General features: G+C 70.7%; 20 protein-coding genes and 2 pseudogenes. 9 read left to right on the forward strand and 13 right to left on the reverse strand.

The genetic code is table 11. The features are described from left to right. Window positions 1-97: 97 nt before the first annotated feature. The 5 genes and pseudogenes from E6R62_RS25835 to E6R62_RS25860 all read right to left on the reverse strand — a co-directional run bounded on the left by E6R62_RS25835 (window position 98) and on the right by E6R62_RS25860 (window position 4,569). Window positions 98-618: pseudogene (locus E6R62_RS25835) on the reverse strand (SMI1/KNR4 family protein). Window positions 619-968: 350 nt separating this feature from the next. Continuing rightward, window positions 969-1,331, reverse strand: coding sequence for a DUF1330 domain-containing protein (locus tag E6R62_RS25845; protein WP_136215973.1), 363 nt, complete (start codon window positions 1,329-1,331; stop codon window positions 969-971). 468 nt (window positions 1,332-1,799) lie between these two features. Then, window positions 1,800-2,483 carry a GNAT family N-acetyltransferase gene (locus E6R62_RS25850; protein ID WP_136215926.1) on the reverse strand — a complete coding sequence of 228 codons (684 nt, stop codon included), beginning with the start codon at window positions 2,481-2,483 and terminating at the stop codon, window positions 1,800-1,802. 1,189 nt (window positions 2,484-3,672) lie between these two features. Beyond that, the gene (locus tag E6R62_RS25855) at window positions 3,673-4,089 is read right to left on the reverse strand and encodes a CBS domain-containing protein (RefSeq protein WP_206308834.1); all 417 of its coding nucleotides are present in this window, start codon (window positions 4,087-4,089) and stop codon (window positions 3,673-3,675) included. A 204-nt stretch (window positions 4,090-4,293) separates the two neighbouring features. Continuing rightward, entirely contained in the window at window positions 4,294-4,569 is a 276-nt protein-coding gene (locus E6R62_RS25860) for a hypothetical protein (protein WP_136215927.1), read from the reverse strand. Between the two features lie 330 nt (window positions 4,570-4,899). On the opposite strand from E6R62_RS25860, the gene E6R62_RS25865 reads away from it, so the two are divergent. Continuing rightward, window positions 4,900-6,420 carry a serine hydrolase gene (locus E6R62_RS25865; protein ID WP_136215928.1) on the forward strand — a complete coding sequence of 507 codons (1,521 nt, stop codon included), beginning with the start codon at window positions 4,900-4,902 and terminating at the stop codon, window positions 6,418-6,420. A gap of 352 nt (window positions 6,421-6,772) precedes the next feature. After that, window positions 6,773-7,561: an SDR family NAD(P)-dependent oxidoreductase gene (locus E6R62_RS25870; protein ID WP_136215929.1), complete on the forward strand. Its 789-nt coding sequence runs from the start codon at window positions 6,773-6,775 to the stop codon at window positions 7,559-7,561. Between the two features lie 235 nt (window positions 7,562-7,796). Here E6R62_RS25870 and E6R62_RS25875 read toward each other — a convergent pair whose 3' ends face one another. Next, window positions 7,797-8,315, reverse strand: a complete 519-nt coding sequence (locus tag E6R62_RS25875; protein WP_136215930.1) for a helix-turn-helix domain-containing protein — start codon at window positions 8,313-8,315, stop codon at window positions 7,797-7,799. 115 nt (window positions 8,316-8,430) lie between these two features. Between E6R62_RS25875 and E6R62_RS25880 the strand changes: the two genes are divergently transcribed. Then, window positions 8,431-8,922: a YbaK/EbsC family protein gene (locus E6R62_RS25880; RefSeq protein WP_136215931.1), complete on the forward strand. Its 492-nt coding sequence runs from the start codon at window positions 8,431-8,433 to the stop codon at window positions 8,920-8,922. Window positions 8,923-9,481: 559 nt separating this feature from the next. Further along, window positions 9,482-9,712, forward strand: coding sequence for a hypothetical protein (locus E6R62_RS25885; protein ID WP_136215932.1), 231 nt, complete (start codon window positions 9,482-9,484; stop codon window positions 9,710-9,712). A 731-nt stretch (window positions 9,713-10,443) separates the two neighbouring features. Here E6R62_RS25885 and E6R62_RS25895 read toward each other — a convergent pair. Beyond that, complete coding sequence (locus E6R62_RS25895; protein WP_136215934.1) at window positions 10,444-11,130, reverse strand: hypothetical protein; 687 nt, start codon at window positions 11,128-11,130, stop codon at window positions 10,444-10,446. 598 nt (window positions 11,131-11,728) lie between these two features. On the opposite strand from E6R62_RS25895, the gene E6R62_RS40315 reads away from it, so the two are divergent. After that, the gene (locus E6R62_RS40315; RefSeq protein ID WP_206308845.1) at window positions 11,729-11,971 is read left to right on the forward strand and encodes a hypothetical protein; all 243 of its coding nucleotides are present in this window, start codon (window positions 11,729-11,731) and stop codon (window positions 11,969-11,971) included. 225 nt (window positions 11,972-12,196) lie between these two features. Here E6R62_RS40315 and E6R62_RS25905 read toward each other — a convergent pair whose 3' ends face one another. Continuing rightward, window positions 12,197-12,895, reverse strand: a complete 699-nt coding sequence (locus E6R62_RS25905) for a sigma-70 family RNA polymerase sigma factor (RefSeq protein WP_136215935.1) — start codon at window positions 12,893-12,895, stop codon at window positions 12,197-12,199. 149 nt (window positions 12,896-13,044) lie between these two features. Then, window positions 13,045-13,872 carry a hypothetical protein gene (locus E6R62_RS25910; RefSeq protein WP_136215936.1) on the reverse strand — a complete coding sequence of 276 codons (828 nt, stop codon included), beginning with the start codon at window positions 13,870-13,872 and terminating at the stop codon, window positions 13,045-13,047. A gap of 313 nt (window positions 13,873-14,185) precedes the next feature. On the opposite strand from E6R62_RS25910, the gene E6R62_RS25915 reads away from it, so the two are divergent. Both E6R62_RS25915 and E6R62_RS25920 read left to right on the forward strand, forming a co-directional pair. Beyond that, window positions 14,186-15,304, forward strand: coding sequence for a nitrate/nitrite transporter (locus E6R62_RS25915; RefSeq protein WP_240801893.1), 1,119 nt, complete (start codon window positions 14,186-14,188; stop codon window positions 15,302-15,304). Further along, a complete protein-coding gene (locus tag E6R62_RS25920; RefSeq protein WP_136215938.1) occupies window positions 15,301-16,395 on the forward strand; it encodes a sugar ABC transporter permease in 1,095 nt (364 codons plus the stop codon). Before E6R62_RS25915 ends, E6R62_RS25920 begins: the two co-directional genes overlap by 4 nt. Here the strand turns inward: E6R62_RS25920 and E6R62_RS25925 are convergent. Continuing rightward, window positions 16,382-17,536: an acyl-CoA dehydrogenase family protein gene (locus E6R62_RS25925; protein ID WP_306432471.1), complete on the reverse strand. Its 1,155-nt coding sequence runs from the start codon at window positions 17,534-17,536 to the stop codon at window positions 16,382-16,384. The genes E6R62_RS25920 and E6R62_RS25925 overlap by 14 nt on opposite strands. A 212-nt stretch (window positions 17,537-17,748) precedes the next feature. On the opposite strand from E6R62_RS25925, the gene E6R62_RS25930 reads away from it, so the two are divergent. Both E6R62_RS25930 and E6R62_RS25935 read left to right on the forward strand, forming a co-directional pair. Beyond that, window positions 17,749-19,533 carry a CoA transferase gene (locus E6R62_RS25930; RefSeq protein WP_136215940.1) on the forward strand — a complete coding sequence of 595 codons (1,785 nt, stop codon included), beginning with the start codon at window positions 17,749-17,751 and terminating at the stop codon, window positions 19,531-19,533. Next, window positions 19,530-21,218, forward strand: a complete 1,689-nt coding sequence (locus E6R62_RS25935) for a class I adenylate-forming enzyme family protein (RefSeq protein ID WP_136215941.1) — start codon at window positions 19,530-19,532, stop codon at window positions 21,216-21,218. The genes E6R62_RS25930 and E6R62_RS25935 overlap by 4 nt, the downstream gene beginning before the upstream one ends. Window positions 21,219-21,293: 75 nt before the next feature. Here the strand turns inward: E6R62_RS25935 and E6R62_RS41130 are convergent. The 3 genes and pseudogenes from E6R62_RS41130 to E6R62_RS25945 form a co-directional block, all read right to left on the reverse strand. Beyond that, window positions 21,294-22,063 (reverse strand): annotated as a pseudogene (locus E6R62_RS41130) (PepSY domain-containing protein); the annotation flags it as partial. Between the two features lie 400 nt (window positions 22,064-22,463). Next, window positions 22,464-23,288, reverse strand: coding sequence for a metal ABC transporter solute-binding protein, Zn/Mn family (locus tag E6R62_RS25940; RefSeq protein ID WP_136215942.1), 825 nt, complete (start codon window positions 23,286-23,288; stop codon window positions 22,464-22,466). Further along, window positions 23,246-24,112 carry a metal ABC transporter permease gene (locus E6R62_RS25945; RefSeq protein WP_136215974.1) on the reverse strand — a complete coding sequence of 289 codons (867 nt, stop codon included), beginning with the start codon at window positions 24,110-24,112 and terminating at the stop codon, window positions 23,246-23,248. The genes E6R62_RS25940 and E6R62_RS25945 overlap by 43 nt, the downstream gene beginning before the upstream one ends. Window positions 24,113-24,117 lie beyond the last annotated feature (5 nt).

Raw genomic sequence — 24,117 nt, forward strand, 5'->3', positions numbered from 1 at the left:
GGTACCGGGAGGCCCAACCTTCGCGACCAAGGGGTCAAGGGCCGGTGCTGTCCATTCTCGGGTTCTGGCTCACATTCCGTGTAGCTGTTACGGAGAGTCAGATCTTCGGAGCCATGCGATGGCGGCTTGGATGGGCACGAAGCCGCGGTGAGGTGAGGGCCCGGTTGTCACGGCCGGCGCTCACGTGGTTGAGCCAGCGTTTCGTACCAGTCGAGGAAGTCGGTGGCGGAGGAGACATCGGGCCCCCAAAAGTCGTCGCTGTTACCAATCAGGACGCGGCCGGTGAGGGGACCGGTCTCTCGATGATGTGGAGGAAGAGATCGTGTCCGTGGGCCCTGGGGTCTGTGCCGTCGAAGCCGCGGGGTGTCCCCGGTTCTCCGGGCGGATTCATGACCAGCAGGGAACACTGCTCCAGCGGCATGAGGCCGTAGAACGGTGCCACGCCTGAGCCGCCGATGCGCGTGAGGAACTGCCGATAGGCGTCGGGCAGGACGATGTCGTGCTCGGCCTCGAACGCGGCGACGCGTGCTTCAGCTGGCTTCGGACGGAGTGGCTACGCAGTGGTTGGGCGAGGATCGCGGCCGGCTTGCGACGCAGGCGGGGTATACGGAGATCCATGGTGCATCTTCTCTCGTCCCCGTCACCCTATGGGTGGCGGTGCTCAGCTGGCCAGGAGGACCCTCTTTCGCGGGAGAGCGAAGCTGGCACGGCCGAACATCTGGCGTTTGAGCATCTTGATCCGGTTGACGTGTCCGACGACGCCGGAGTTCCAGGGCAGGGTGAGCCCACGCAGCCACCCCGTAGATCGAACATGACGGCGTCGGGGGGCTCCCGAAGTTGCGCATATCTGCCGTCCGTTCTCGGCTCGGGCACACATTTCGTGAGGCCGATCAACGGTGTTTTGTCGCCAGACGTTCGGTCGCGCCAGACTTCCGCTCTTCCGTCAACGGGAGCCGAGGGGCGGGGGATCACGTGGTCGACTGGCCGTCTTGGCCGGCTTCTGTTTGCAGCTTGCGAGCTCGCTCGGCCGGGTCATAGTTTGGCCCGACGCCCTCGATCAGCAGCAAGTCGCCGTCGACGTGGTCGGAACGCAAACGCAGGATGGACCGGTAGGCCGGAGAGTCGTACCAGGCACGGGCTTCGGCCAGGCTGGGGAACTCAATCAGCACCATGCTGCCAGGCCACATTCCCTCCACGACTTCGGCCGGCGGACCGTGGATGACGAAGCGGCCTGCGAAGGGGCCGAGGGTTTCCTGGATGCGCTCCAGGTACTCGATGATGTCGGAGTGATTCCGGCGGCTGCGGAGATGAGCGAAGCCGTAAGCGGGCACCACGGGGCTCCTTCGTTCCGGGGGGGCGATGACCACGATCGCGGCTGTGGGAGGTTGGGCGGTGCGATTACTCCGGAGGTAATTGCCGCGACAGCAGGACACCTGTTCTCGTCAACAAAGCCGGACGGTCGATGGGGTCTACGGGCACCCTGACCAGCGCTCGCCGGAGCTCGTCGCGGTCATGCACGAAGTCTGGGTGAGACGCAGTGACCGCGTTCCCGCTGCCGATGCCGCACGACCGCCGCCTGGGCAGGCCTCGCGGGTTCCGCCTTCCGCTGGTTCAGATGCCGAAGGTCCTGCTACCGCGAAGGTGTATTCGGCCCAGTCCCGCACGTACATGCATGGGACTTCGCGTACGCCACGGGTTTCGAAGCGTTCCTTGATGGCGAAGCCGTCGTGGCGCGCCTGACCGCCATCCGATATTCACGGGCCGGTGGATCGACGACTGCCATGCCGTGCGAGCCAGTCCTACCGGTTGGAGGGCACCATCGGCCGCCGGGCGATCACGACGTCGGCTTCGTGGCGCCAGCCGAGGGAGGAGTAGAGGCGCTGGCCTTCCTCACTGGCGATGAGAAGACCGGTGCGGGCGCCCTGGGCCACGGCGGCCTCCGCCAGAGCGCTCATCACGGCGCGGCCCAGGCCGCGACGCCGGTGCGCCGTGTCCGTCTCGATGCGATCGGCGATCGCATCAGCGCCGACCACGGCGATGGTGCCCCGCGCCGCCACCTCTCCGGAGGAGTGATGGAGGGAAACGACCGTAATTGGTCCCTCTGTGCGGACCTCGCGCTCGTACGGCGCGGCCGGCGCGTGTTGCGGGTGCTCGGTCAGATCGGTCGTCATGAACCACTCGGACCGGTGGAGCAACTCCAGTCCGACGGCGCCGACGACGGCTTCGACTGTGCCTGGGCGCAGCGTAGGTACAGTGAGCCACGTGCTCTGCCTGGCGGCGGCGACGGATGCCGCCAGCCGTGCCAAGGACTCGGGCTCTTCGTCCGCACGCAGCGCGAACACCTCGACCTCGCGGCCGGGTTGGTCGCACTCGGATCGCAGGCCGTCCCCGGCGGGCTCGACCGGCTCGGCTTCGGGCAGGCGGCGAGCGACGATCCAGCCGTTCAGCCAACGTCGTATCAGCTCTGCTTCGATCTTCGTCATCCGGTGATTAGAGCATGACCACAACCGGTGAACGGGCGAATATCCGAGCCCCGTCGTTCGCCGCTGCCAGGCGACGCCGCCCTCTATTCGCAGGTCGGGCAGAGACCGGCGTAGGTGGCAGCGGGCAAAAGAAGCGTCCTCGTCTCGAAGATCACTCCGCTTATCCAGTAGCCGACGGATGTGCTCCTTCAAAGACCGCGTAGCCGCACCCCGAACAAGCCGGGAGCCCCGACGACTGGTCGGGGCTCACGGCTTTCCGAAGGCGGCCGATATCCGTCAACAACAGGCTGCCGTGAACTGGCGAGGGTGAGGCGGGCTGGCTGGTGGGCCGCGTTCACGGGCGCTCTCTGGCGGGTCGGCGCCCCTCTCGCCACGCTGGGGTCCCTGATGCTCTTGCTGCCCGGCGCACGCAAGCAGGACGGCAGACTGAGCAGCCCCGCGACGCGCTGACTGGCAGGCACATGGCCGGCGCGCTGCCCCGGTACCGTGCGCCCCTGCGGCGCGGGTTCCTGCTGCGGAAGATGGTCGGCCGCGAGGCCCTCGGCGACACCGACAGCGTCGGTCACCTGAGTGAACCGGAGGACCGGGGAACGGAGATACGGCTGGCCTGGGATCCAGCCCGGCATGCCGTGGCCGTGGACGGGTCGCCGGCGGCGGAGCTTCGAGCGGATCTGGAGCGCGTCCCAACCGTTCGGAAACAGCTCCCCCTGACCGAGCGGCTTGCCGAGCTCGACGACGAATATGCCATCCTCGAATACGGCGACAGAACCGTCGCCGAGGTCGATGCCGAGGTCATCGCCGAAGCCGGCCGCCTCGCAGCCGACCCCCCCGGCCGCCTGACTACCGGGCCATCGTCAACGGCATCCTGTGGCAGCAACATGGTGGCCGCCGGTGGCACGACCCCCACCCGCTACGGTCCGTGGCACCGCTGCGCCGAACGCTTGTGCAGAGAATCCTTGCCGCCCTCGCCGCCGGCCGGTCGCCAGCCCGCGCCATCGTCCCCATGGAAAACACCGAGGACGCGTGGAAGGGTAGCGCCGACAATTGGCACACTCCCTGGCTCCCATGACGGGTCGGCGCACTCGACCGGGACCAGGGCGTGCCGCCGGCTCCGGCACCGCAGCAGCGTCATCGCCGGCCGGAGCATCACGCGCGAAGCGGGACTCGAACCAAAGAGGGTCGGTCGTGGTCAGTCGCTGGACAGTGCCTGGAGGAGTTCGCCGACCTTGGGGTCGGGAAGGGCGCGGGCGACGTCGGCTTGGGCGACGATGCCCACCAGGCGGTGCCCGTCGATCACCGGGAGCCGGCGCACCTTGTGGGAGGTCATCGTGCGCAGGATCTCCTCGGCGTCGTCGTCGGCGCCGATCGTGACGGCCTCGCCCTGCACGAGCTCGCCGGCCTTCACCTGGGCCGGGTCCTTGCCGACGCCCAGCACCTTGACCACGATGTCGCGGTCGGTGAGCATTCCTTTGAGCTTGTCGTCGGTGCCGCAGATGGGCAGTGCGCCGACGCCCAATTGCGTCATCTTCTTCGCCGCTTCCAGCACCGTCTCCTCCGCGCCGATGCATTCGGCGCTCCCGGTCATGATCTCGCGAGCCGTCGTCATCACAGCACTCCTTCCACCAGCGGATGCGGCCCCGCCCTCCGAGCGGCGCCACCAGGACGCACCACATGTGCCCCGACTGGCAGACGCGTAATGACACACCGCCCACCAACCACCCCGAAGTGCGTCTTCCTCACCCATTGACCAACGAACCAACTGGCTGCCTGCAACTGGCTGCCCGCACCACGTGCGGCCCGCCCAAAAAAGTCAGGTGTGGACCAGGCTGTTGCGGCCGTCGTGGCCGTCGGGGCGTTCGTCGTCGAACCAGTGGCCTTCCGCCGCCAGGTAGCGGAAGGAGTGGACACTGTCGACCGGCAGTGTGACAGTGACCGCGCGCATGCCATCGTCACGGGGAAAGAGGGTGTCGAAACACGGCTGCCAGTTGTTGAAGTCGCCGACGACGCTGACCGGGCCGGGTGGGGTGGCGGTCGGCAGGACGAAAGTAACCTCGGTGCGGTCCTTGAACTTCTTGAGTTCGAGCACAGGGACTCCTTCATGAGGGGTGTTTGTCCTACCATCCGACAGTGGCAGCCGGATGTGACGGAGGCGGCCACGCTCACGCGCAGTCTTCACCCGCTCGGTGGGCGCCGAGTACGCCGACCTACCAAACGTCCACCGTGCCGCCGCTCTGACAACCCGCCCCGTACACGCGCACCGGCGCCGTCTCCTCTCAGACGTGGCGGTGCACATTGACCAGAGCGTGCCACTGGACAGGGCTGCCAGACAACCGTTGATGCGAGCGTCGCCCCACCTGCATTTAGTACCCCGGGCTCTGCCCAGGCGCCCCGTGCTGGGTTGGCGTTCAATGGACGCATGCGACGTCACAGCAAGCGCAGGGCGCTGACAGTGGCCGCCAGCCTCGCCCTGGCGGCCGGGACCGGTGCCGCCGCACCGTCGCCAAGCCCCGGCGGCTTCGACGTGGCGAGGGCCCTGGACACCCTGGACACGCAGGTGCAGGACGGCATACGCCGCACCGGGGTGCCCGGCGTCTCGGTGGCCGTGGTCCACGACGACAAGGTCGTCTACCTCAAGGGCTTCGGTGTCCGCAGCACCGAAGCCCCTGGCGAGAAGGTCAGCCCGGACACGGTCTTCCAGCTCGCCTCGGTCTCCAAACCGGTGGCCACGACCGTCCTGGCCCAGGCCCTCGGCGCCGACGGCTTCGACGACCCGCTCAAGGGCATCGCTCTCAAGGACCCCTGGGTCAGCTCGCACGTGACGGCGGCCGACCTGCTCTCGCACCGCTCGGGTCTGCCCGACCACTCCGGAGACCTCCTCGAGGATCTCGGCTACGACCAGTCGTACATCCTGTCCCACCTGCGCTACGAGCCCCTCAGCCCGTTTCGCACCAGCTACGCGTACACCAACTTCGGCTTCACCGCGGCCGCCGAGGCGGTTGCCAAGGCCAAGGGTGTGCCCTGGGACAAGCTCTCCGACGACCTGCTGTACAAGCCCGCCGGGATGACACACACCAGCTCCCGCTTCAGCGACTACGAGAAGGCGGCCGACCGCGCCCTCACCCACGTCAAGACCGACGACGGCACCTGGAAGCCCCTCTACGTCCGCGACGCCGACGCGCAGACCGCGGCCGGCGGCGTCAGCTCGAACGCCCGGGACATGGCCCGCTGGCTGCGCCTCCAGATGGGCGGCGGAAAGATCGACGGCAAGCAGGTCATCAACAGCGCCGGCCTGGCCGAGACCCACTTCCCGCACAGCATCAGCCAACCCGCCGCCGAACCGAACGCCCAGCCCGGCTACTACGGCCTGGGCTGGAACGTGCGCTACGACGACCACGGCCGACTGCGCCTGAGCCACTCCGGCGCCTTCGCACTCGGCACCAACACCAATGTCACCCTGGTGCCCGCCGAGAAGCTCGCCATCGTGGTGCTGACCAACGGCGCGCCCTCGGGCCTGCCCGACACCATCGCCCTCGACTTCTTCGACACCGCCGAGCACGGCAAGCCCACCCGGGACTGGCTGCCCGTGGTGGCCAAGTCCTACGAAGAGCAACTCAACGAGGGCGGCTCGGACACGGACTATGCCAAGCCGCCCGCCCACCCGAAGCCGGCCCGATCGGACAGCGCGTACACCGGTACGTACACCAACCCGTTCTACGGGCGGGCTGCCGTCACCACCGGCCCGGACGGCGGACTGGTCCTGCACCTGGGACCGAAGCCGCAGAACTACCCGCTCACCCACTACGACGGGAACACCTTCAGCTTCGAGACCGCCGGCGAGAACGCGGTCGGACGCACCGGGGTGACCTTCACCGACGGCCGGATGCGTGTGGAGTACCTGGACACCAACGGGCTGGGTACCTTCGAGAAGACCGGCTGACGTGTTTCCTTCGGAACGTCCGGCCGACCGGACGTGGGCGGCAGCAATGTGGCCATGGCGTGAGCGAGATCTCTTACGCGGCCATCAGCGAGTGGTCGTGGCCCAGCAAGCGCTCGCAGACCGTGAGGGTCTGCTGGTGGAGGAAGACGGCTCGGCCCTTGTTGCAGGCGACTGGGGTGTCGGGGTGTTGGGATCGCCTTCGCTCAGCACGCGCGATCGGGTCACCGACCCGCTGGGCCACCTGCCTGACGCGGTGGCCCTGTCAGGCCGGTAGGCGGCCAGTGCTCCCGCACACTCGGTGCTCGTCGGCCGGGCGGCCTGGTCCGGTCTTGACCTCGGCTAGGAGGACCGCGTGGATCTGCATCTGGAGGGCAAGGTGGCGGTGGTCACCGGAGCGAGCAAGGGCATCGGCCTGGCGATCACCCGGGCGATGGCCGAGGAGGGCGTCCGGGTGGTCGCCGCCGCCCGTACGGTGGGCGGCCCGCTGGCCGAACTGGCGGCCGGCGGGCGGGTCCGGCCCGTCGCGGTCGACCTGACCGACCCGGACGGGCCGGCACGCGCGGTACGGGAAGCGGTCGAGGCGTTCGGCGGGCTCGACATCCTCGTGAACAACGTCGGTGCTGTCAGCCCGCGGCTGGACGGCTTCCTCTCGGTCAGTGACGAGGAATGGACCTGGGGCCTGACCATCAACTTCCTCACCGCGGTCCGGGCCGCCCGGGCTGCCCTCCCATACCTCATCGAGCGCGGAGCGGCGTCCATCGTCAATGTCAGCTCGGTCAACGCTTTCCTGCCCGACCCCGGGGTGATCGACTACTGCGCTGCGAAGGCGGCGCTCACCAACCTCTCGAAGGCGCTGTCGAAGGAATTCGGCCCGCGCGGCGTACGCGTCAACACCGTCAGCCCCGGCCCGGTCGAGACGGACCTTTGGCTCGGCGACCGGGGCGTCGCCGCCACGCTCGCGGCCGAGTCGGGAAACACCCCGGACGATGTCGTCGCGAGGACCGCCGCCCAGACCGTCACCGGGCGCTTCACGCGCGCCGAGGAGGTCGCCGACCTCGTCCTGCTGCTGGCCTCCGACCGGGCGGGCAACTCCACGGGTTCCGACCACACCATTGACGGCGGCCTGATCACGACACTCTGATCCGGAGCTCCCCCGGACACGAAGCTCCGGCAACCCCCTGCTCGGTGGCGGACGTCTACGCCAGTGAATTCGACGCGGACAGGGTGTCGGTCACGCACACGGCGGCCGCTCGGGTCACGGGCACCGTGCGCGTCCTGGCTCGCCGGATGCCGAACGGTGTGCCGCCGCTGTTGTCAGGCGCTCCCCACTCTCGGATGTTCGGAGCGGTCTGCGGTCTGGTCGGTCTTGCTGTCCGTCACTTGGGGTATCGCACGATCAGTAGTGCTTCGGCATCCATTGAAGGTGCCTGATATAGGTGTGGCACATCGGCCGGCCAGCTGCCATGCCTTCCGGGGCCGACGGTCATCGGAGCCGATCGGTCGCCCACGCGCGCGGTACCGGCGAGCACAATGATGTGCTCCGTTGTGCCAGGTGTGTGCGCGGCTGACTCCTGTGTGATTCCGGCGCGGATCCGGATCCGATAGGTCTCACTGACTGCGGCATCGCTTTCGAACCGGTCGGTGAGGATGGCGTCCACGGCCCGGCCGGAGATTTCGGCGTTGGGCGTGAGGCCGTACAGCACCGTGCTAAGGGGCACTTCCAGCGCCGTCGTGAGGCAGTAGAGCGTTTCGAGGGTGGGGTTTCGCCCTCCGCTCTCAAGCTCTGAAAGCGTTCCTTTGCCAATCCCGGATCTGCGCGCCAGTTCGGACAGTGACCATCCCCGGACCTTGCGCAGTTGTCGCAGTCGCGAGCCGACGCGAGCGGCCAGCTCCATGGGCTCTCCTCCCTGTATTCCGGTTGCTTCAACCCGGCCCGGGGTACATCGTTCCACATACAGAACGTTCTGTATGTGGAACGATAGGCGATCGCCGCACGACGAAGGAGCGCCCATGTCATCAGACCAGAGCATGCCCTTGCCTGCCCGCAGTGTGCAGGTCGCCCAGGCGCTGGCTGCGGCTGATGTCCCGGGCCAAGTGCGGGAGCTGGGGGAATCGACGCGGACAGCCGCCGAGGCCGCCGCCGCTCTGGGATGCGATGTCGGCGCGATCGCCAACAGTCTCATCTTCATTTCCGACGATGAGCCGGTCCTGGTACTGGCCAGCGGCCGACACAAGGTCGACACAGCGGCACTCGCCGCACGTTGGGGACGCGGCAGGCTCCGGCGCGCCACCCCGGAACAGGTACGTCAGGCCACCGGGCAGGCGATCGGAGGCGTCTCACCCGTCGGCCATCCGCAAACACTGCCCACCGTGGTCGACACAGCCCTTACCGAGTACCCCCGCCTCTGGGCTGCCGCCGGAACCCCGCGGACTGTCTTTCCCACCACCGCCGATGAACTCCTCCGGATCACCGGAGGGCTCCTGCTCCCCGTCTGCCCGTGACCGGTACCCGGGCCGGACTCGTTTGGTCCAGAGGGGGCCTGTCGACCGCATGCTGTGAAGGGCGTCAGAGTCGCCCCGCCCAGACGTGGTGTGGCAACGGGTACCTCCGGGGCGTCTTGCGAGCCGTACGGGCGTGCGGTGATACCTGACTTGCCGAGACGGCCGTGCTGTTCCTCGTTCCACCGGACCCAGCCGCATCGAAGAAAGCGAACCACCGGCCGATGTCGTCGCCGTGCCGGGTGGCCCCGGGACGCATGCCCGAGAGGTCCTCGACTCGATCGGATCGGTGGAACCCCGGGCACGGGCCCAGGGCCGCTCTGGCCGGCGGGACGGCAGCGGGTCGGTAGACAGCCGAGGGTGCTTGGCGAGCTCGACGGTGCGCGAACCGGTGCCGCTTGCCCGCCCCGCTCCGGCGGCAGAAGCCCGCGCGGGGGCTGGCGCTGCCAGCCCCGTAGGGTCACCGGAATGGAAGCCCCTACCCCGCCCGTACTGCTCCTGCCCGCACCGTACCTCGACCGCTGAACTCCTCGGCCGGGCAGCCGCATGGCGCGGCCACGACGTGAACGACCGCGCGGCGCACGCCAAAGGGCGCGGGGTGCACTGGTACGGAGGCCCGCGTGCGGCCGCCCGCGTCGCCGGCGCGCTGGACCTCGGGCTGCTCGAACCGGCCGACGACTGGCTGACGCGCGTGCCGGGCGTCTGCGGGCGCGGGCGGCGGCCGGGCCTCGTTGGTGCCGAAGACGATGAGTTCGCGGATGAACTCCGCGTGCGGCGACGACGTGGAGGATGAGCCGGCCGCCGGAGGTGTTTCTTGAAGATCTACCGTAAGCGGGACCGCCTCGACCGCTATCAGCCTCGATGTCGACTGTTGATCCCCAAGGATGGATGGAGTCAACGGCTGCCCGATGAGCCTGCAGAGCTAGGGCCGTTCGAAGAGCTGGAGGAGACCGCCGACGGAGAAGCAGACGGTGCCGGTTAGGGTGCCCCAGTCGGCGATGTGGGCGTTTGGGGGAGCGTCGCCTCTCGGCTCCGCGCCACCACAGCAGGCGGCCGTAGGTGAGGATGATGAACAGCGCGGCGCCGACGACGACACGCCCGCTGTTCGCACACAGCACCGACTACACGGTCGCCGCCGTGCACCGCTCGTCGTCTGCAAGGGACCGGCCTATTGCGCCTCACTGGGCGCCTTCCGCGGAGGCCCGATCTTCCCGGCGATGTTCCCCGGTGCGGCGGCGGGATCGGCCTCTGGCGTCTTCCAGGGTTCCATGTGACTTCCGTGTTCCGACGGGCGTGGGGGCCATGTCGGTCGCCATGCTCAGGCTTTCGCCGACCTCGGTCCTGCCGGCCAGGTTGCTGCTGCGGAAACAGAGCCTGGCCGTCATGCCGTTGCTGATCGACCGTCGGGGTCGCCTACGTCGCAACGCTCAGGCTTCCCCTGCTCCGACCGGCGGAGTCGAGACCGACAAGGGGCCGGGCCGGGCCGCCCGGCTTCGGTTCGGATCGAGGTGGATGTCGCGGCCGCTACGCGAGGACGTTGACCGCGCGGGCGATCACCAGCCCGAGGATGAGGAGGGACAGGAGGGACTGGATGCTCATGGTGATTTTGGCCCACGGTGCCAATGGCATGACGTCGGTAGGGCTGAAGGCGGTGGCGTTGGTGAGTCCGAGGTAGAGGTAGTCGACGTAGCGGGGGCGCCAATCGGTGCCGTCCGGATGGGTGAGTTGCTGGGGGAAGGCGAGGGCGGGAGTGGGCGGCATGTGGTGGGCCCGGGCGGCGGGTCCACCACTGTCGAGCTCGAAGTACAGCAGGGAGAAGGTCAGGACGGTGCACACCCAGACCGTGCCACCGCTCTGTAGCAGGCTGGACGCCGAGTTGGTCTCCTTTCCGCCGTGGATGATGTCGTCAACCAGGCGGACGGTCGACCAGACGGTGCTTGTCGCCAGGCCGCTGACCAGGGCGATCGACACGCCTCGCAGGGCGTTCGACCGCCTGCTGATCCGGCCCGGGTCTCCCGCGATCAGCGCCAGCAGAAGGAGCCCCTCGACTGCCGGGAACACCCAGCGAGGCGCCAGCCGCAGATCGTCGGGAAGGAACGCGGTCAGCAGCATCGAGACTACGACGGCCCCGGCCATCGGCCACCGCGGCTCACCGAAGGACGATTGCCGCTCGGGGGCCTCGGTCGGCCCGGGGGTTTGCTGTCCGCTCATGAGGAGGGCTTTCGTGGTCGGGTCAGATGCAGACGTGGGCCGCATTGATCATTTGGCGGACGGGCCAACCGCCCCTGGGCCGGGCGCCGGTTCGTCGGGTGCTCGGCCGTCGGCGATGGCGAACCGGGCACCGTGGCCACGGAGCCCTACCGGTACGGCAGCACGGGTGCAGCCGTCGCGAACCTGCCGGCGCCAGGCTCTCCGTCCGAGGACGGCAGCACGAGAAGAGCAGCGTTCTGGTCAGAGCGGTGGTGCAAGGAGCTCATGGCCCGAACCTAGACCATCGGCCGGCGGGCACGGGGCCGGACTCGTCTGACATCGGCCACCAGCTTCCCTCCGGGTGAACGGCGGATGCGGTAGCCACCGTCCAGGCAACTGGAAGGGTCCGTCATGCAGCCTTCGGATTCGGACCACGAGCAACCTCCGTCCCGTCAACGGGGAGCACGTCCCTACGGGGAACATGCCGCGGTACGAGCCGTCCTGGCGGGGCTTGTCGGGCGCCCGGGAGCTGCACGACGCGGAGGCGTAGGGCGCGCTCGGCACCGAGGACGCCTACACGACATACATCGGCCCCGTGCACCACGGGCGACGTGACATCGTGGCGAGCCACCGCGCGCTCTTCGCGGGTTCCCTCAAGAGCCCCCGGCCGGCCGATGAGAGTCACCGGTCGAGGCGACGTACAGGAAAAGGCACACCGAAGAAGCTCGGCAAGGCTCAGGTTCAGACGTGCACCCTCGTCCGCGATGGCGACGGGCAGTGGCGCGTCGCCGCCTTCTACGACACCAAGCAGCGCGACCCGACGGCAGAGCTCGTCGGCCCCGGGCCGGATCGGGCGATCTGACCGCCGCCGTGCGCGGTGCCCCGCTGCTCGGAGGTCCTCCGGGGGGGATGGATCACCCGAGAGCGTTCCTGGGGGCGGGGGTGGCTCGGTCGAGGCCGTGCCGCGACGTGCAGTTGGCCAGGGAACCGTGGTCCCTGGTCTTCGTCAGCCGCCATGCCTCATCGGGAGCCGGCTGTGGGAGGCGCCGCTGTATCGCAGCCCCTCCCACAGGGGGACTTCCCGCAATCAGACGAGTGACGCCTTGAGTTCGGTGGCGGGGGTCGTCGGGGCTGTGTACCGGGCATCACACATGGTTCGCTGCTTCGGCAGCGTCGCCGACGGTTCGGTGTCCGTCAGCATCGCGATGAGCGCGGTGCGGGCGCGGGCCACGCGGGAGCGGACCGTGCCGATGGGGCAGCCGACTGCGACGGCGGCTTCGGCGTAGGGGAGGCCGAGGAGCTGGGTCAGGACGAAGGCCTCCCGACGTTCGGCCGGAATCGTGGCGAGGAGTTCCGCCAAGGCGATGCCGTCCTCGAAGCCGGGGAGGTCGTACGGCTGGTTCTGCTCGGCGGCACTCTGCCAGTCGTAGCGGTCCGACAGTCGGGGGCGGGCAGCGGCGTGGCGCACGCTGTCCACGACGGTGCGGCGTGCGATGGACAGGAGCCAGGTGCGGGCGGAGGAGCGGCCTTCGAATCGGGGGAGCGCGGCGAGGGCCCGCAGGAACACGTCCTGGGTGAGGTCTTCGGCCGCTTGCGGATCCGCGCTGAGGTAGGCCACGTAGCGCCATACGTCGCGGTGCAGGGCGCGGACGAACCGGTCAGTCTTCGCGGGGTCGCCGTCGCGCGCGGCGAGGGCCAGTTGGGTCACCACCGCGTCGGAGTCCGGGGTGTGCCGGGCCGGCTTTTCGCCGGCGGGACAGCGCTGGGTGGTCAGGGCAGGAGTCATCGCCACGGGTCCTTAAGGGCAAGGTGTCCGGCGCGCGCCACGGAGGGCGGCGCCGGTGAAGGGAGTACGGCCGGCCGGTGGGCATGGCCGTTGCCCGAGCCGCGGCAGGCAGGAGAGGAGCCGTCAGCGCGTACTCGGGGAACCAGCTGTCACAGGACAGCGGTTCCCGTCGGCGGACCCCGTGAGGTGATGGAGTGGACGAGGAACAGCTGCGGGAGTGGCCGGCTGTGCCGTATCCGGCGCACGCGGATGCGCGGCGGTAGAGGTGCCGGGGCGAGGTCGAAGAACAGGCGCAGCGGAGTCCAGAGCCAGCCGGCGACGGCGCGCAGGACGCGGAAGGCGCCCTGTTCTCCGTAGGCCAACCACAGGCCGCAGAGGAGTGCGGCCAGCAGGTGGGCGGCCAGCATTCCGGTCGGTGACATGCCGGCCATGTCGTGACCGCCCGTCGGCATGAGGGTGCCGGTGCCTTCGGGCAGGGTGCCACCCATGCCACCCATGCCACCCATGCCGCCCATGGCGTGCATGGCGTGGTGGGCGTGGGAGCCGGAGTCCGGGATGACGGTGCCGGGTCCTGGCTGGGACACGATGCCGACGAGTCCCGCGTCGTTGCCGACCTTCAGGGCCTCGCGGGTGGACAGGGCCGAGGCCGTGCCTTCTCCGCACGTCAGGTACGCGGCCCATTGGCGGGCGAACGATGTGCCGGACGGCAGGGAAGGGTGCGCGACCGCCTGCGCCAGGGAGAGGCCCGAATGGAGCGCGGCCTGGACGGCGACCGTCGCCGCTAAGACGGTGAGCGGCCCGCGTTCGCGGCCTGCGAGGGACCAGGCCCCCGCGGCCGTGCCCACGAACGCGCCGGACATGGCCCACCAGGGCACGGTCATACCGGACATGAGAACGTGGCCGATGCACGCGAGCAGCACGCACACGGCCGCGAACATCGCAGCCCGTACGGCTCGGAAACACAGGCCTGGTGTCATGGCGGGTTCATCCTCGCACCAGCCTTCCGGACCGCGCAGGGGGGTGCGCACTTCCTGACAAGTTCTCGACCGAGCCTGTGGTGCGCCGTGACGTTCGTTCGCCCGGTGTGGTGCAAGGCACAGAGGGGAGGGGGAACTTGGATGCCGGTTCATCCGACTGCCTTCCCAGTCGGTCGGGTTGTTCAACGTCTGGGGAATGGAGACATCTGTGGCGGCAGAGGGGACGGCTTCAGCGACGGCGTCGGCGCCAGCTGCGCAAGAAGGTGGTGCCCGGGGCCTGACCGCGCTGCTGACCTGCGCCATGGCTTTCTCGATGCTGCAGTTGTTCCTGCTCGGTGCGCTGGGGCCGCGGCTGGTGGGCCAATTGCACATGTCGCCCATGGTGTTGGGGCTGACGACCACCGTCGGATTCGGGACGGCCGCCGCGTTGTCCCCGAGCGGCGGCCGGCTGGTGGACCGGATCGGGCCCCGGCGCTCGCTGGTGCTCCTGCTCGCCGTCTCCGCCCTTGCGCTCGCGCTGATCGGGGCCGCCCCCGGCGCAGGTCTGCTGCTGGGTGCGGTCGCGCTGGGCGGTATACCGCAGGCTTTGGCCAACCCCGCCACCAACAAGGCGATCCTGGCCACGGTCCCGCCCGCCCGGCGGGGTGCGGTGACCGGCCTCAAACAGTCCGGCGTGCAGTTGGGGGCGTTCGCCGCCGGACTGCCGCTCACCGCCCTCGCGGGCGGTCTCGGTTGGCGGGGCGCGGTGTGGACGGCCTCCGGGGCGGCGCTCCTCGCCGGGGCATGGGCGCTGCGCGCGTTGCCCGCCGACCCGCCCATCACATCGGCTTCGCCTGCTCATGCGTCGTTCGTTCCACGGGGAATGGTGGCCTGGCTGGCGGGCTTCTCGCTGTTCCTGGGAGCCGGAATCGCCTCCGTGAACACCTATCTCGCCCTATACGGCGTGCAGCGCCTGGGGATGGGCCCCACCATGGCCGGTGGACTCGTCGCCGTCCTCGGGGTCGCGGGCGTCTTCGGTCGGGTCGGATGGTCGAAGGCGGCCCGCCCGGGCCGGGCCGAGTGGCTGCCGGGCCTGCTGGCCTGCGGTGCCGTGGGCGCGGCTGCCCTCCTGGCCGGCGGGCTGCTGGCCGGTCCGCTGGTGTGGGCCGGCGCCGTCGCCGTCGGGGTATTCGCCGTGTCGGGCAACGCCGTCTCGATGGTGCTGGTCATGCAGCGCGCCGCCCCCGGCCGCGCAGGACAGGACTCGGCGCTCGTCGCGGCGGGGTTCTTCGCCGGATTCGCGGTCGGGCCGCCCCTGTTCGGCCTCCTCGCACAGAGCGGCCGGTACGGGGCGGGCTGGATGCTGGTGGCGGTGGAGTTCGCGGCGGCGGGAGCTGTCGCGTTCCTCTGGGCCGCACGGGACCGGCGACTGAGGACGGGGGAAGCGGCATGACCTTCGGCGACTGGGCCGGCCGGGCCTTGACCGCCGTCACCGACCGGGTGACGGTGACCGAGGCCGAAGTGGGCACACGCTTTCCGCTGTACGCCGAGCCTGCCGACGGGCGGTGGAAGACGACCGGCCGCGGCTCGTGGACCGGCGGCTTCTGGGCCGGGCTGCTGTGGCTGCGAGCCCGCTACACCGGGGATGAGGCACATCGGCGGGCTGCCGCGGAATGCACGAGCCGTCTTGCGCCGTGGGCGGAAGCCGACACCGCGACGCGGGGACTGATTTTCTGGTACGCGACGGCTCCGGCCCTGGACACGGCCGAAGCCGATGCGCTGCGGGCGGAGGCGGCCCGGGCCTGCCTGGACTCCTTCGATCCCGAGGCAGGCATCGTGCCCTGGGGTGCGGCGCTCGGCGGACCCCGGCTCCTGGCCCGCGCGGACGCCGTACCGGGGCTGGTGCCCCTCCTGGCCGTGGCCGGTGACGAAGGGCCGGCAGTGGCGGCGGCACATCTGCACCGGCACCTCGACCTCTGCCTCGGCGCGGAGGGGGCGGGGAGCGGCAGCCGGCCGCGGCCCGCATGGCAGTTCGACGCGGCAACGGGGTGGCACCCCTGCGAGGACCCGGCACCGGGCTGGAGCCGTGGCGAGGCGTGGCTGCTCCTGGCCGTGGCCGATGCACTGCTGCATCCCGAAATCGCCGAACATCGGCCGGAGCGGCTCGCCTTCGCCGCCGAGCAGCTACTGGTGCAGGCGCAGGCGCTGACCGGGCGGATCATCCCGCCCAACGAGGCGGCCCGGCCGCGGGGGCCGGTCGACACCTCGGCCGCGGCGATCACCGCCGTCGCCCTGCTCAAACTGTCGCGTGTGTGGGCGCCCCGAGCCGCGGTGTGTTCCTACCGGGCCGTGGCGATTCTGAGCCGGCTGGCCGAGGCCCACCTCACCGGCCCGGGCTCGAGCCGCCCCGCGGGGATGTTGCTGGACGGTTGCTACGACGCGGCCAAGGGCCTGGCGGTGCGCCACGAACTGATCTGGGGTGACTTCTTCCTGGCGCTCGGACTGGCTGCACTCGACGACCTCGTCGACATCACCCGTGTGTAACGGACGGCTGCCCTTGGCCGTAGTCGCGCAGCACCCGGCGGGCCACCGAGGTGATGTGCAGCTCGTCCGGGCCGTCGAGGATGCGGGCCGCACGTCCGCCGCGGAACAGGGACGGCAGCGGGGTGTCGGGGCCGAGGCCGGCGGCGCCGTGGACCTGGATGGCGGAGTCGGTGACCTGCTGGAGCATGCGGGCGGCGGCTACCTTGGCCAGCCCCACTTCGATGCGGGCGTCCTGTCCGGCCGCGAGCAACGCCACCGCCTCGTGGACCAGGGGGCGGGTGGTGCGCAGCGCGAGGAGGGCGTCGAAGACGTGCTGCTGAATGAGCTGGTGGTCGGCGAGTGGGCCGCGTGATCCGCTGCGAGTGGCGGCGCGTTCGCACATGAGGTCGAAGGCGCGCTGGGCTTGGCCGAGCCACCGCAGGCACCGCAACGTCCGCCCGAGTGCGAGGCGTTCGCCCGCGATGGCCAGGGCGTCGCCGCCCGCGCCGAGCAGGTGGTCGGCGGGCACGAGCACCCGGTCGAGTTCGATCTCGTACTGGCCGGCCGCCCCGAGTACGGGGAGTTCCCGTACGACGCGGAATCCGGGCGCGCCGGTCGGTATGAGCAGCAGTGAGAGCCCCTCCCGATCGCCTGCGGTCCCACTGGTACGGGCCATGACGGTGACGAGGTCGGCGCCCGCGGCGCCGGAGGTGAACCACTTGCGGCCGCTGACGCACCAACTGCCATCAGGCTGGGCCTCGGCCCGGGTACCCGTGAGGAGCGGGTCAGTGCCAGGTACGTCCGGTTCGGTCATGGCGTAGCAGGTACGGATTTCGCCTGCGACCAGCTGCTTCAGGTGCGCCTCGCGCACCCGGGTGCTGCCGTGGCGGTTCAGCATGGTGACATCGAGCAGCGGGGCGGAGCCCAGTGCGGCGGGCCCGTGATCGCTGGCGCCCTCGGCCTCGGCGAGTGCCGCGTACTCAAGGAAGGTCAGGCCGCCGCCGCCAAGGTCCGCAGGGAGGGGAAGGGCCCACAGCCCGGCGGCACGCGCCTCGGCCCGCAACTTGGCCAGGGCGGCGGACGCCTCTGCTCCGCCCACGTCCAGCACCGCCTCGTACGGGATCACCTCGGTACGCACGAAGTGGTCGACCTTCTCTCGCAACTCGGCGACTCGCGAGCCGGGTTGAGTCCGTCCGTCGTACGTGGCGTACGTGGTGCCTGAATCCGTCACTGCGTTCCTCCTCATCCCCGGGAACCCATGGGAACTGTTGTCCGACTCTCTGTCCGAGGAACTGGTCGGGTGTGCACCCCCGCGAGTTCCCGCGTTCCGTTCGACCTGGGCGACGGCCACCGCCGCGCCGGGAGAGGAGAGGCATGGCGTCCCCCGCAACCACGCAGACGGTCCGGCCGCTCGACACACTGCGCTTCGATACCTCGGGGCCACCGGAGGTCACCGATGTCGTCGCCGAACACCTGCGGCTGCTCGGCGCGCGATCCGACGAGCTTGCCGACGGAAGCTCTTCGGGCCGCATCACGCTCTCCGGAGGCGGCTTCGAGCCCGGTCACGCGGCCGCCGCCTGGGGGAGCCCGGGGAGCGGGCTCGTCGACGAGGCGACCGTGCAGGCCGCGACCGGCATGATGGCGGTCCACGGCCGACGTGACGGCAGCCCGCGAGGCCTGGCCGCCGATTACGCGGCGACGGCCACCGCCGTCCTGACCGTCCAAGGACTGCTCGCCGGACTGGTCGGCCAGGCCCGCGGAGCAGCGCCCTCCCACGTGACCGTGCGCGCCGACCGGGCCGGACTGCTCGCCGTCTCCCAGTACCTCGCCGCCGCCGGGGCCGACGAGGCCGAAGCGGTCGAACTCGCCCCAGGAGGACCGCCCTTCACCTCGGCCGAAGGCGTGCTGTTCGAGCTGGAGTCCCTCGACGCGGGAGCCTGGGCCGCGTTCTGGCGAGCCCTGGACGCCCCGGCCGACGTGATACGCGCCGGGTGGCAGCCGTTCCAGTTCCGCTACGCCACCGCCTGCGCCGCCATCCCCCAGGCCCTCCACACCGTGACCCGGTCGCACCCCCTGCCGCGGATCCGGCAGGCCGCCGTGCTTTCGGGCGCCGAGATCTGCGTGTTGCGCACACTGGCCGAACGTGTCCTGGAGACAGACGGCGGCGCGCCCTGGTCGTTGCAGCCGCTGACCGGTGGCCTCGCCTCCGCGAGCCCCCGTACGGCAGTCGTCCCTTCTCCCGGACGACCGCTGGCCGGGCTGACGGTGCTGGAGGCGGGCCGCCGCATCCAGGCACCCCTCGCCGCGCACCTGCTCGGCCTGCTGGGCGCCGAGATCATCCGGATCGAGCCGCCGGGCGGCGACCCCCTGCGGGGCATGCCACCCGCCTGCTCCGGCATCTCCGCCCGATGGCTCGCCCTCAATCGGGGCAAGAAGGCCGTCGAGATAGACATCAAGGCCGCGGCCGACCGCCGCCGACTGCGGGAGATGGCCGCGGAGGCCGATGTCTTCCTGCACAACTGGGCACCGGGCAAGGCCGCCGAGCTCGGCCTCGACGCCGACGACCTCGCCTCCGCCAATCCCGGCCTGGTCTACGCCTACACGAGCGGCTGGGCCGACCGGCTCCAGGACGCCCCCATGGGCACCGACTTCATGGTGCAGGCCCGCACGGGGGTGGGCGAGGCCGTACGTCCCCATGGCGAAGCCCCGGCCCCCTCGCTGATGACCCTGCTCGACGTACTGGGCGGTCTGCACGGCGCCGAAGCCGTGCTGGCGGGGCTGCTGCTACGGGAACGCACCGGCCGCGGGGTACGGGTGGACTCCTCGCTCCTCGGCGCCGCCGACACCCTGACCGGCCCCGCCCTGCGCCGGGTGGCGCGCGGGGAGGACCCCAGACGGCCGGCCGGCTTCCGGCACCCGCTGCCGACAGCCGACGGCTGGATCGCCCCGGCCGACGCGAGCGCCGGGGCGGCGGCCGCGTACGACCTGCGCGACCTCTCCACCAGCGATGCCCTGGCGCAACTGAGTGCTCACGGCGTCGCCGCCACCGCCGTCACCACCCACCTCTCCGACCTGCACCACGACGCGCGCTTCGCCGGTTCGATCGGCCGTGACGCGCACGGTGCCCCCGCCGTTCCCGACCCCTGGAGCTTCGCGTGACTGTCGAACTGCACGACCTGCTGCCCGCCGAACTCCGTCGCTCCTGGGTGGTCGACGGCACCTGCCCCGACCTCGACCTCTACAGCCTTTTCAGGGCCCGCCAGATCGCCGACCTGCACCACACGGCCCTCCTGGATGCCAAGGGCAAACTCTGTTACACCGCCCTGGACCGCAAGGTGCGATGTCTGGCCACCGGCCTCAGAAACCTCGGCATACGCGAGGGCGACGTGGTCGGCGTGCAACTCCCCAACAACCGGGGCGCCGTCATCGCCGACCTGGCCCTGGCCGCGCTCGGCGCGGTGGCCCTCCCCTTCCCCGTCGGCCGCGGCACCCTTGAGGCCGAGTGCCTGCTCCGCAGGGCCGAGGCCGTCGCCGTCATCGCCGCGATCACACACCGCGACTTCCACCACGCCGCCGACCTGCACACGCTCTCGCGGGCTTTGCCCGCCCTCCGCCACGTCGTCGCGGTGGGCCCCGGCACCGCTCCCGAGGGCACGACGTCGTGGTCGGACCTCATGCGCTGCGACCCGGCCGGCTTCGTCCCCGCCCGCCCGGATCCCGACAGCGCGGCCCGAATCCTGGTCTCCTCGGGTTCCGAAGCCGAGCCGAAGATGATCGCTTACTCGCACAACGCACTGGCCGGCGGGCGCGGGAACTTCCTCGCCTCCCTGATCCCCGACGGGACCCCGCCACGCTGCCTCTTCCTCGTACCGCTGGCTTCTGCCTTCGGGTCCAACGGCACCGCCGTCACCCTCGCCCGGCACGGCGGCACCCTGGTCCTGCTCGACCACTTCTCACCCGATGCCGCCATCGCGGCGATGCGCGAGTACGAACCGACCCACGTCCTCGGCGTGCCCACCATGGTCCGCATGATGCTCGAACGCCTCGACGCGACGGGCGAGCGGTTGCCGGCTCCCACCGCGCTGGTCCTGGGTGGTGCCCCGCTCGACGAGACCACCGCTGCCGCCGCGGCGAAGGCGTTCGGCTGCCCGGTGGTCAACCTCTACGGCTCCGCCGACGGCGTCAACTGCCACACGGGGCTGGCGAACACCGTGCCTCCGACCGACGCCTCGGGCGTCGTCGCGGGCCACCCCGACCCCCGGGTCGCCGAGATCCGCATCGCCGACCCCGAGACCCATGCACCGCTCCCCGACGGCGCCATTGGCGAGATCATCTCGCGGGGGCCCATGACGCCCCTGTGCTATGTGGGCGCCCCCGACCTGAACACCCGCTACCGCACCCCCGACGGCTGGGTCCGCACCGGCGACCTCGGCTACCTCGACGCCGACAGCGTCCTGCACGTCGTCGGACGCCTGAAGGACATCGTGATCCGAGGGGGCGCCAACATCAGCCCTGCCGAGGTCGAACGGGAACTCCGTTCCCACCAGCAGGTCCGGGATGTCGTCTGCATCGGTGTTCCCGATCCGCTGATGGGTGAGCGGCTGGCGGCCTGCGTGGTGACGCGGGGCCCGCTGGCCCCGACGCTGCACTCACTCGGGGAGCACCTGACCGAGCGGGGGCTGGAACGGCGCAAGCACCCCGAGCGGCTCCTCGTGGTGGCGGAGATTCCCCTGACGGCGGCGGGCAAGCCGGATCGGGCGGCTCTGCGGGAACGCCTCACGCAGAGCCTGCCGCAGGCACGACACGGCCTGCCCGAGACGGCACCCCTCGCCCAGGCCGGATGACCGGTGGGCCCGGCAGCCGCGGGAGGGCTGCCGGGCCCACCTGGGGAGAGCACGCGCCGGTACCCTCCCCGTCGGTCAGCCCGCCGAGCCACGTCGTACCAGGTCGACGGCCACGTCCACGACGATGAAGCAGGCCAGGGTGGCCCCCAGAACCGGCAGGGCCCAGCCGAGTGCGGGCACACCGGGACACCGACGACGATCACCGACAACGGCAGCCGTCGCCAGGTACCGCGGACGGCGCCTTGCCGAAGGCCCTTGCGGTCCTCACGAGTGGGGCGGCGCAGCCACCACACCCGATGGCCCCACAACGTGACGAGGATCAGGCCGACGGCGACAGACGGCCGGCGCGGTCGGTCGACGACGCCGAACAGCATGCACATCTCGCCCTGCACATTGAGCTTGCTCAGTTCGGCCAGGAGCGGGTAGTCGTCCCACCGGCGGTGCGAGGTGACCTCGCCCTTGGCCTGTCCACGGCGACTTCGTCGCAGTGGACAGGCCACCCGTTGTCGCTCTGCGCCCCGAACGGGCGCTGGGGGCATCGGCGGGCGGGGTCAGCGTGACGGTGCCGCCGAGCCGGGCGTCACGGGCCACCGCGAGCGCTGCGACTGAGTCGGCCGGATCCGCCTTCGGGGACTCCTCTGCCGTGCGGTGTCGGAGTGCCCGGGTGTTGGTCACTGCCTTCCTCGGCCGTCGGCCGCGCACAGGGCGAGAGCGGGTGGAGTTGAGGAAGAACAGACCGAGCGGGAGTCACCCCCGGTCGCGGCATGCCGGCCGCGGGTGAGGCGCACACCGCGCGCCGCACGGTCGGGCAGGAGCACGCCCCGGGCGGACTTCGCCCGTTGCCCCGGCTGCGGCCGACCCGGAGGACGAGACCGCCCGGACTGTCGAACCGGCGTGGTGACGTCGAAACGGCGTCGGCGGGCCCCGAAGAGGACGGTGCACAGTGCGGTCAGGGCCGCGGAGCCCAGTCCCAGCCCGGGAGCGCCCGGGAGCGCCCGGGAGTCGGCCGCCGGCCGAGGTATGGTTCGCGGAGCCCAGGAGCAGGCACGCGGAAGCGCCGATCAGACCGGCCCGGGCCCGCCTCGGTCAACGTCCCAGTCCGCACGGGCACAACTCATATGTGGAAGGCGGGGATGCGTGGCCCGGGTGAGCCGAAACCCAGGAGGATGTTCGGAGTGTAAAGGGGCATCCCGGGACGGTTTGGGCGGCCGCCCCGGGATGTGGCGGGTAGCCGGCCCACCTGGTTCAGGAGCCGCCCATGGCCTTCTTCAGTTCGCCCGCCGCGGTGCGGTAGACGGGCAGCAGGTCGAGATCCTCACCCGGATAGTTGACGATCTTGACCTGCTTGGCGCCCGAGTCGGGCAGCACCGTCCCGGTCGACATGTGGGCGTTGTCCAGAACCAGGGACGGCTTCTTCGCGGAGAGCTCGGCCAACTGCGCCGGGGTCACGGCCTCCGGGCCGTAGGTGCCCACCGTGGTGGCGCCGGCGAGCTTCGCGGCCCACCCGGTGAAGACCTGGGCGACGACGGAGGGGCTCTTGCCGCCGGGCCACGCGGCCTGGAGCTCCTTGTTGAGCGTCCCGTACTCCGCGTCGAAGCCGGTCTTCCACTTCGTGGCCGCGTCCTGCGTGCCGAAGACACCGGCCAGCTTGTCGACCTCGGCCTTGACCTTGTCGGGATCGTTGTCGAGGTTGACCTCGACCAGCTTCGCCTTGGAGCCTGCGGCCTCCTTGATCTTCGCGGCGTACGGCTCGAAAGGCGCGTACAGCACGAAGTCGGCCTTGGCGACCGCGGCGAGGTCCGAGGGTTTCGGGTCGTAGTCGGGGGCGTGGTGGACGGACTGCGGCACGATGACCTTGATGTCCTCGGCTCCCGCGGCCTTGGCGAACGCGCCCTCCCAGGTGGTGGTCACCACCACCGCGGGTTTGTCCTTTCCGGCAGCCGCGGCGCCGGCCCTCGCGGAGCTGTCGGTCGCGGGCTTGGGGTCGGTGCTGTTTCCGCAGCCGGCGGTGAGGGCGAGTGCCGTGCTCAATGCGAGGAGGGAAGAGATACGGACGCGGGTGCGCGCCATGAGCTGATTCTCCGTTCGGGTATGAAGTGGACCGCGAGGACGAGAGCCCCCGCCGTCAGGACGAGTACGGGGCCGGGCGGCCAGTCCAGCCACAGGGCCAGCAGGAACCCGGTCGCGTTGACGGTCACGCCGATGCCAACCGCCCAGAGTGTGATCGACTTCAGCGAGCTGCCCAGGCGGCGCGCGGCGAGGGCGGGCAGCAGGGTCAGGGCATCGACGAGCAGGGCCCCGGTGAGCTTGATGGCCCCGGCGACGGCGATCGCGACGAGCACCAGCAGGCCGGCGGTCAGGGGGCGGACCAGGACGCCGGAGCACTGGGCGAGCTCGCGGTCGTAGAGGAGCAGCCCGACATCGTGCCGCCGCCACCAGAACAGACCCGGTACGACGGCGGCCAGCACCCCGAGCACGATGAGGTCGGGTGTGCCGACGGAGAGGATCGACCCCCACAGCAGGGCGAAGGCCCCGGACGCGTTCACTCCCGACACGGCGAGCAGCAGCAGCGCGGCGGCGATGGCGAGGCTCATCAGCAGGCCCATGGCTCCGGAGAGCCCGTCCGGCGTGCGGGCGAGCGGGGCCACGCCCGCACCGGCCAGGGCGCAGGCGACGAGCGCGCACAGCATCGGGTCGAGGCCGGTAAGCAGTCCGATCGCGATGCCGAGCAGGGCTACGTGCATCATCGCGAAGCGAACCGGCATGATGTCGAGCCCTACGATGACCACTCCGATCACGGGCAGGCCGATAGCCGCGAGCAGCAGCGCGAGACCGGCCCGCTGGACCGGAAGCAACTGGAGCAGCGCCCCGAGGTCGGCGGTGGCGAGGTTCACCGAGG

It is taken from the genome of Streptomyces sp. A1136 (assembly GCF_004795055.1).
Classification (GTDB): Bacteria; Actinomycetota; Actinomycetes; order Streptomycetales; family Streptomycetaceae; genus Streptomyces.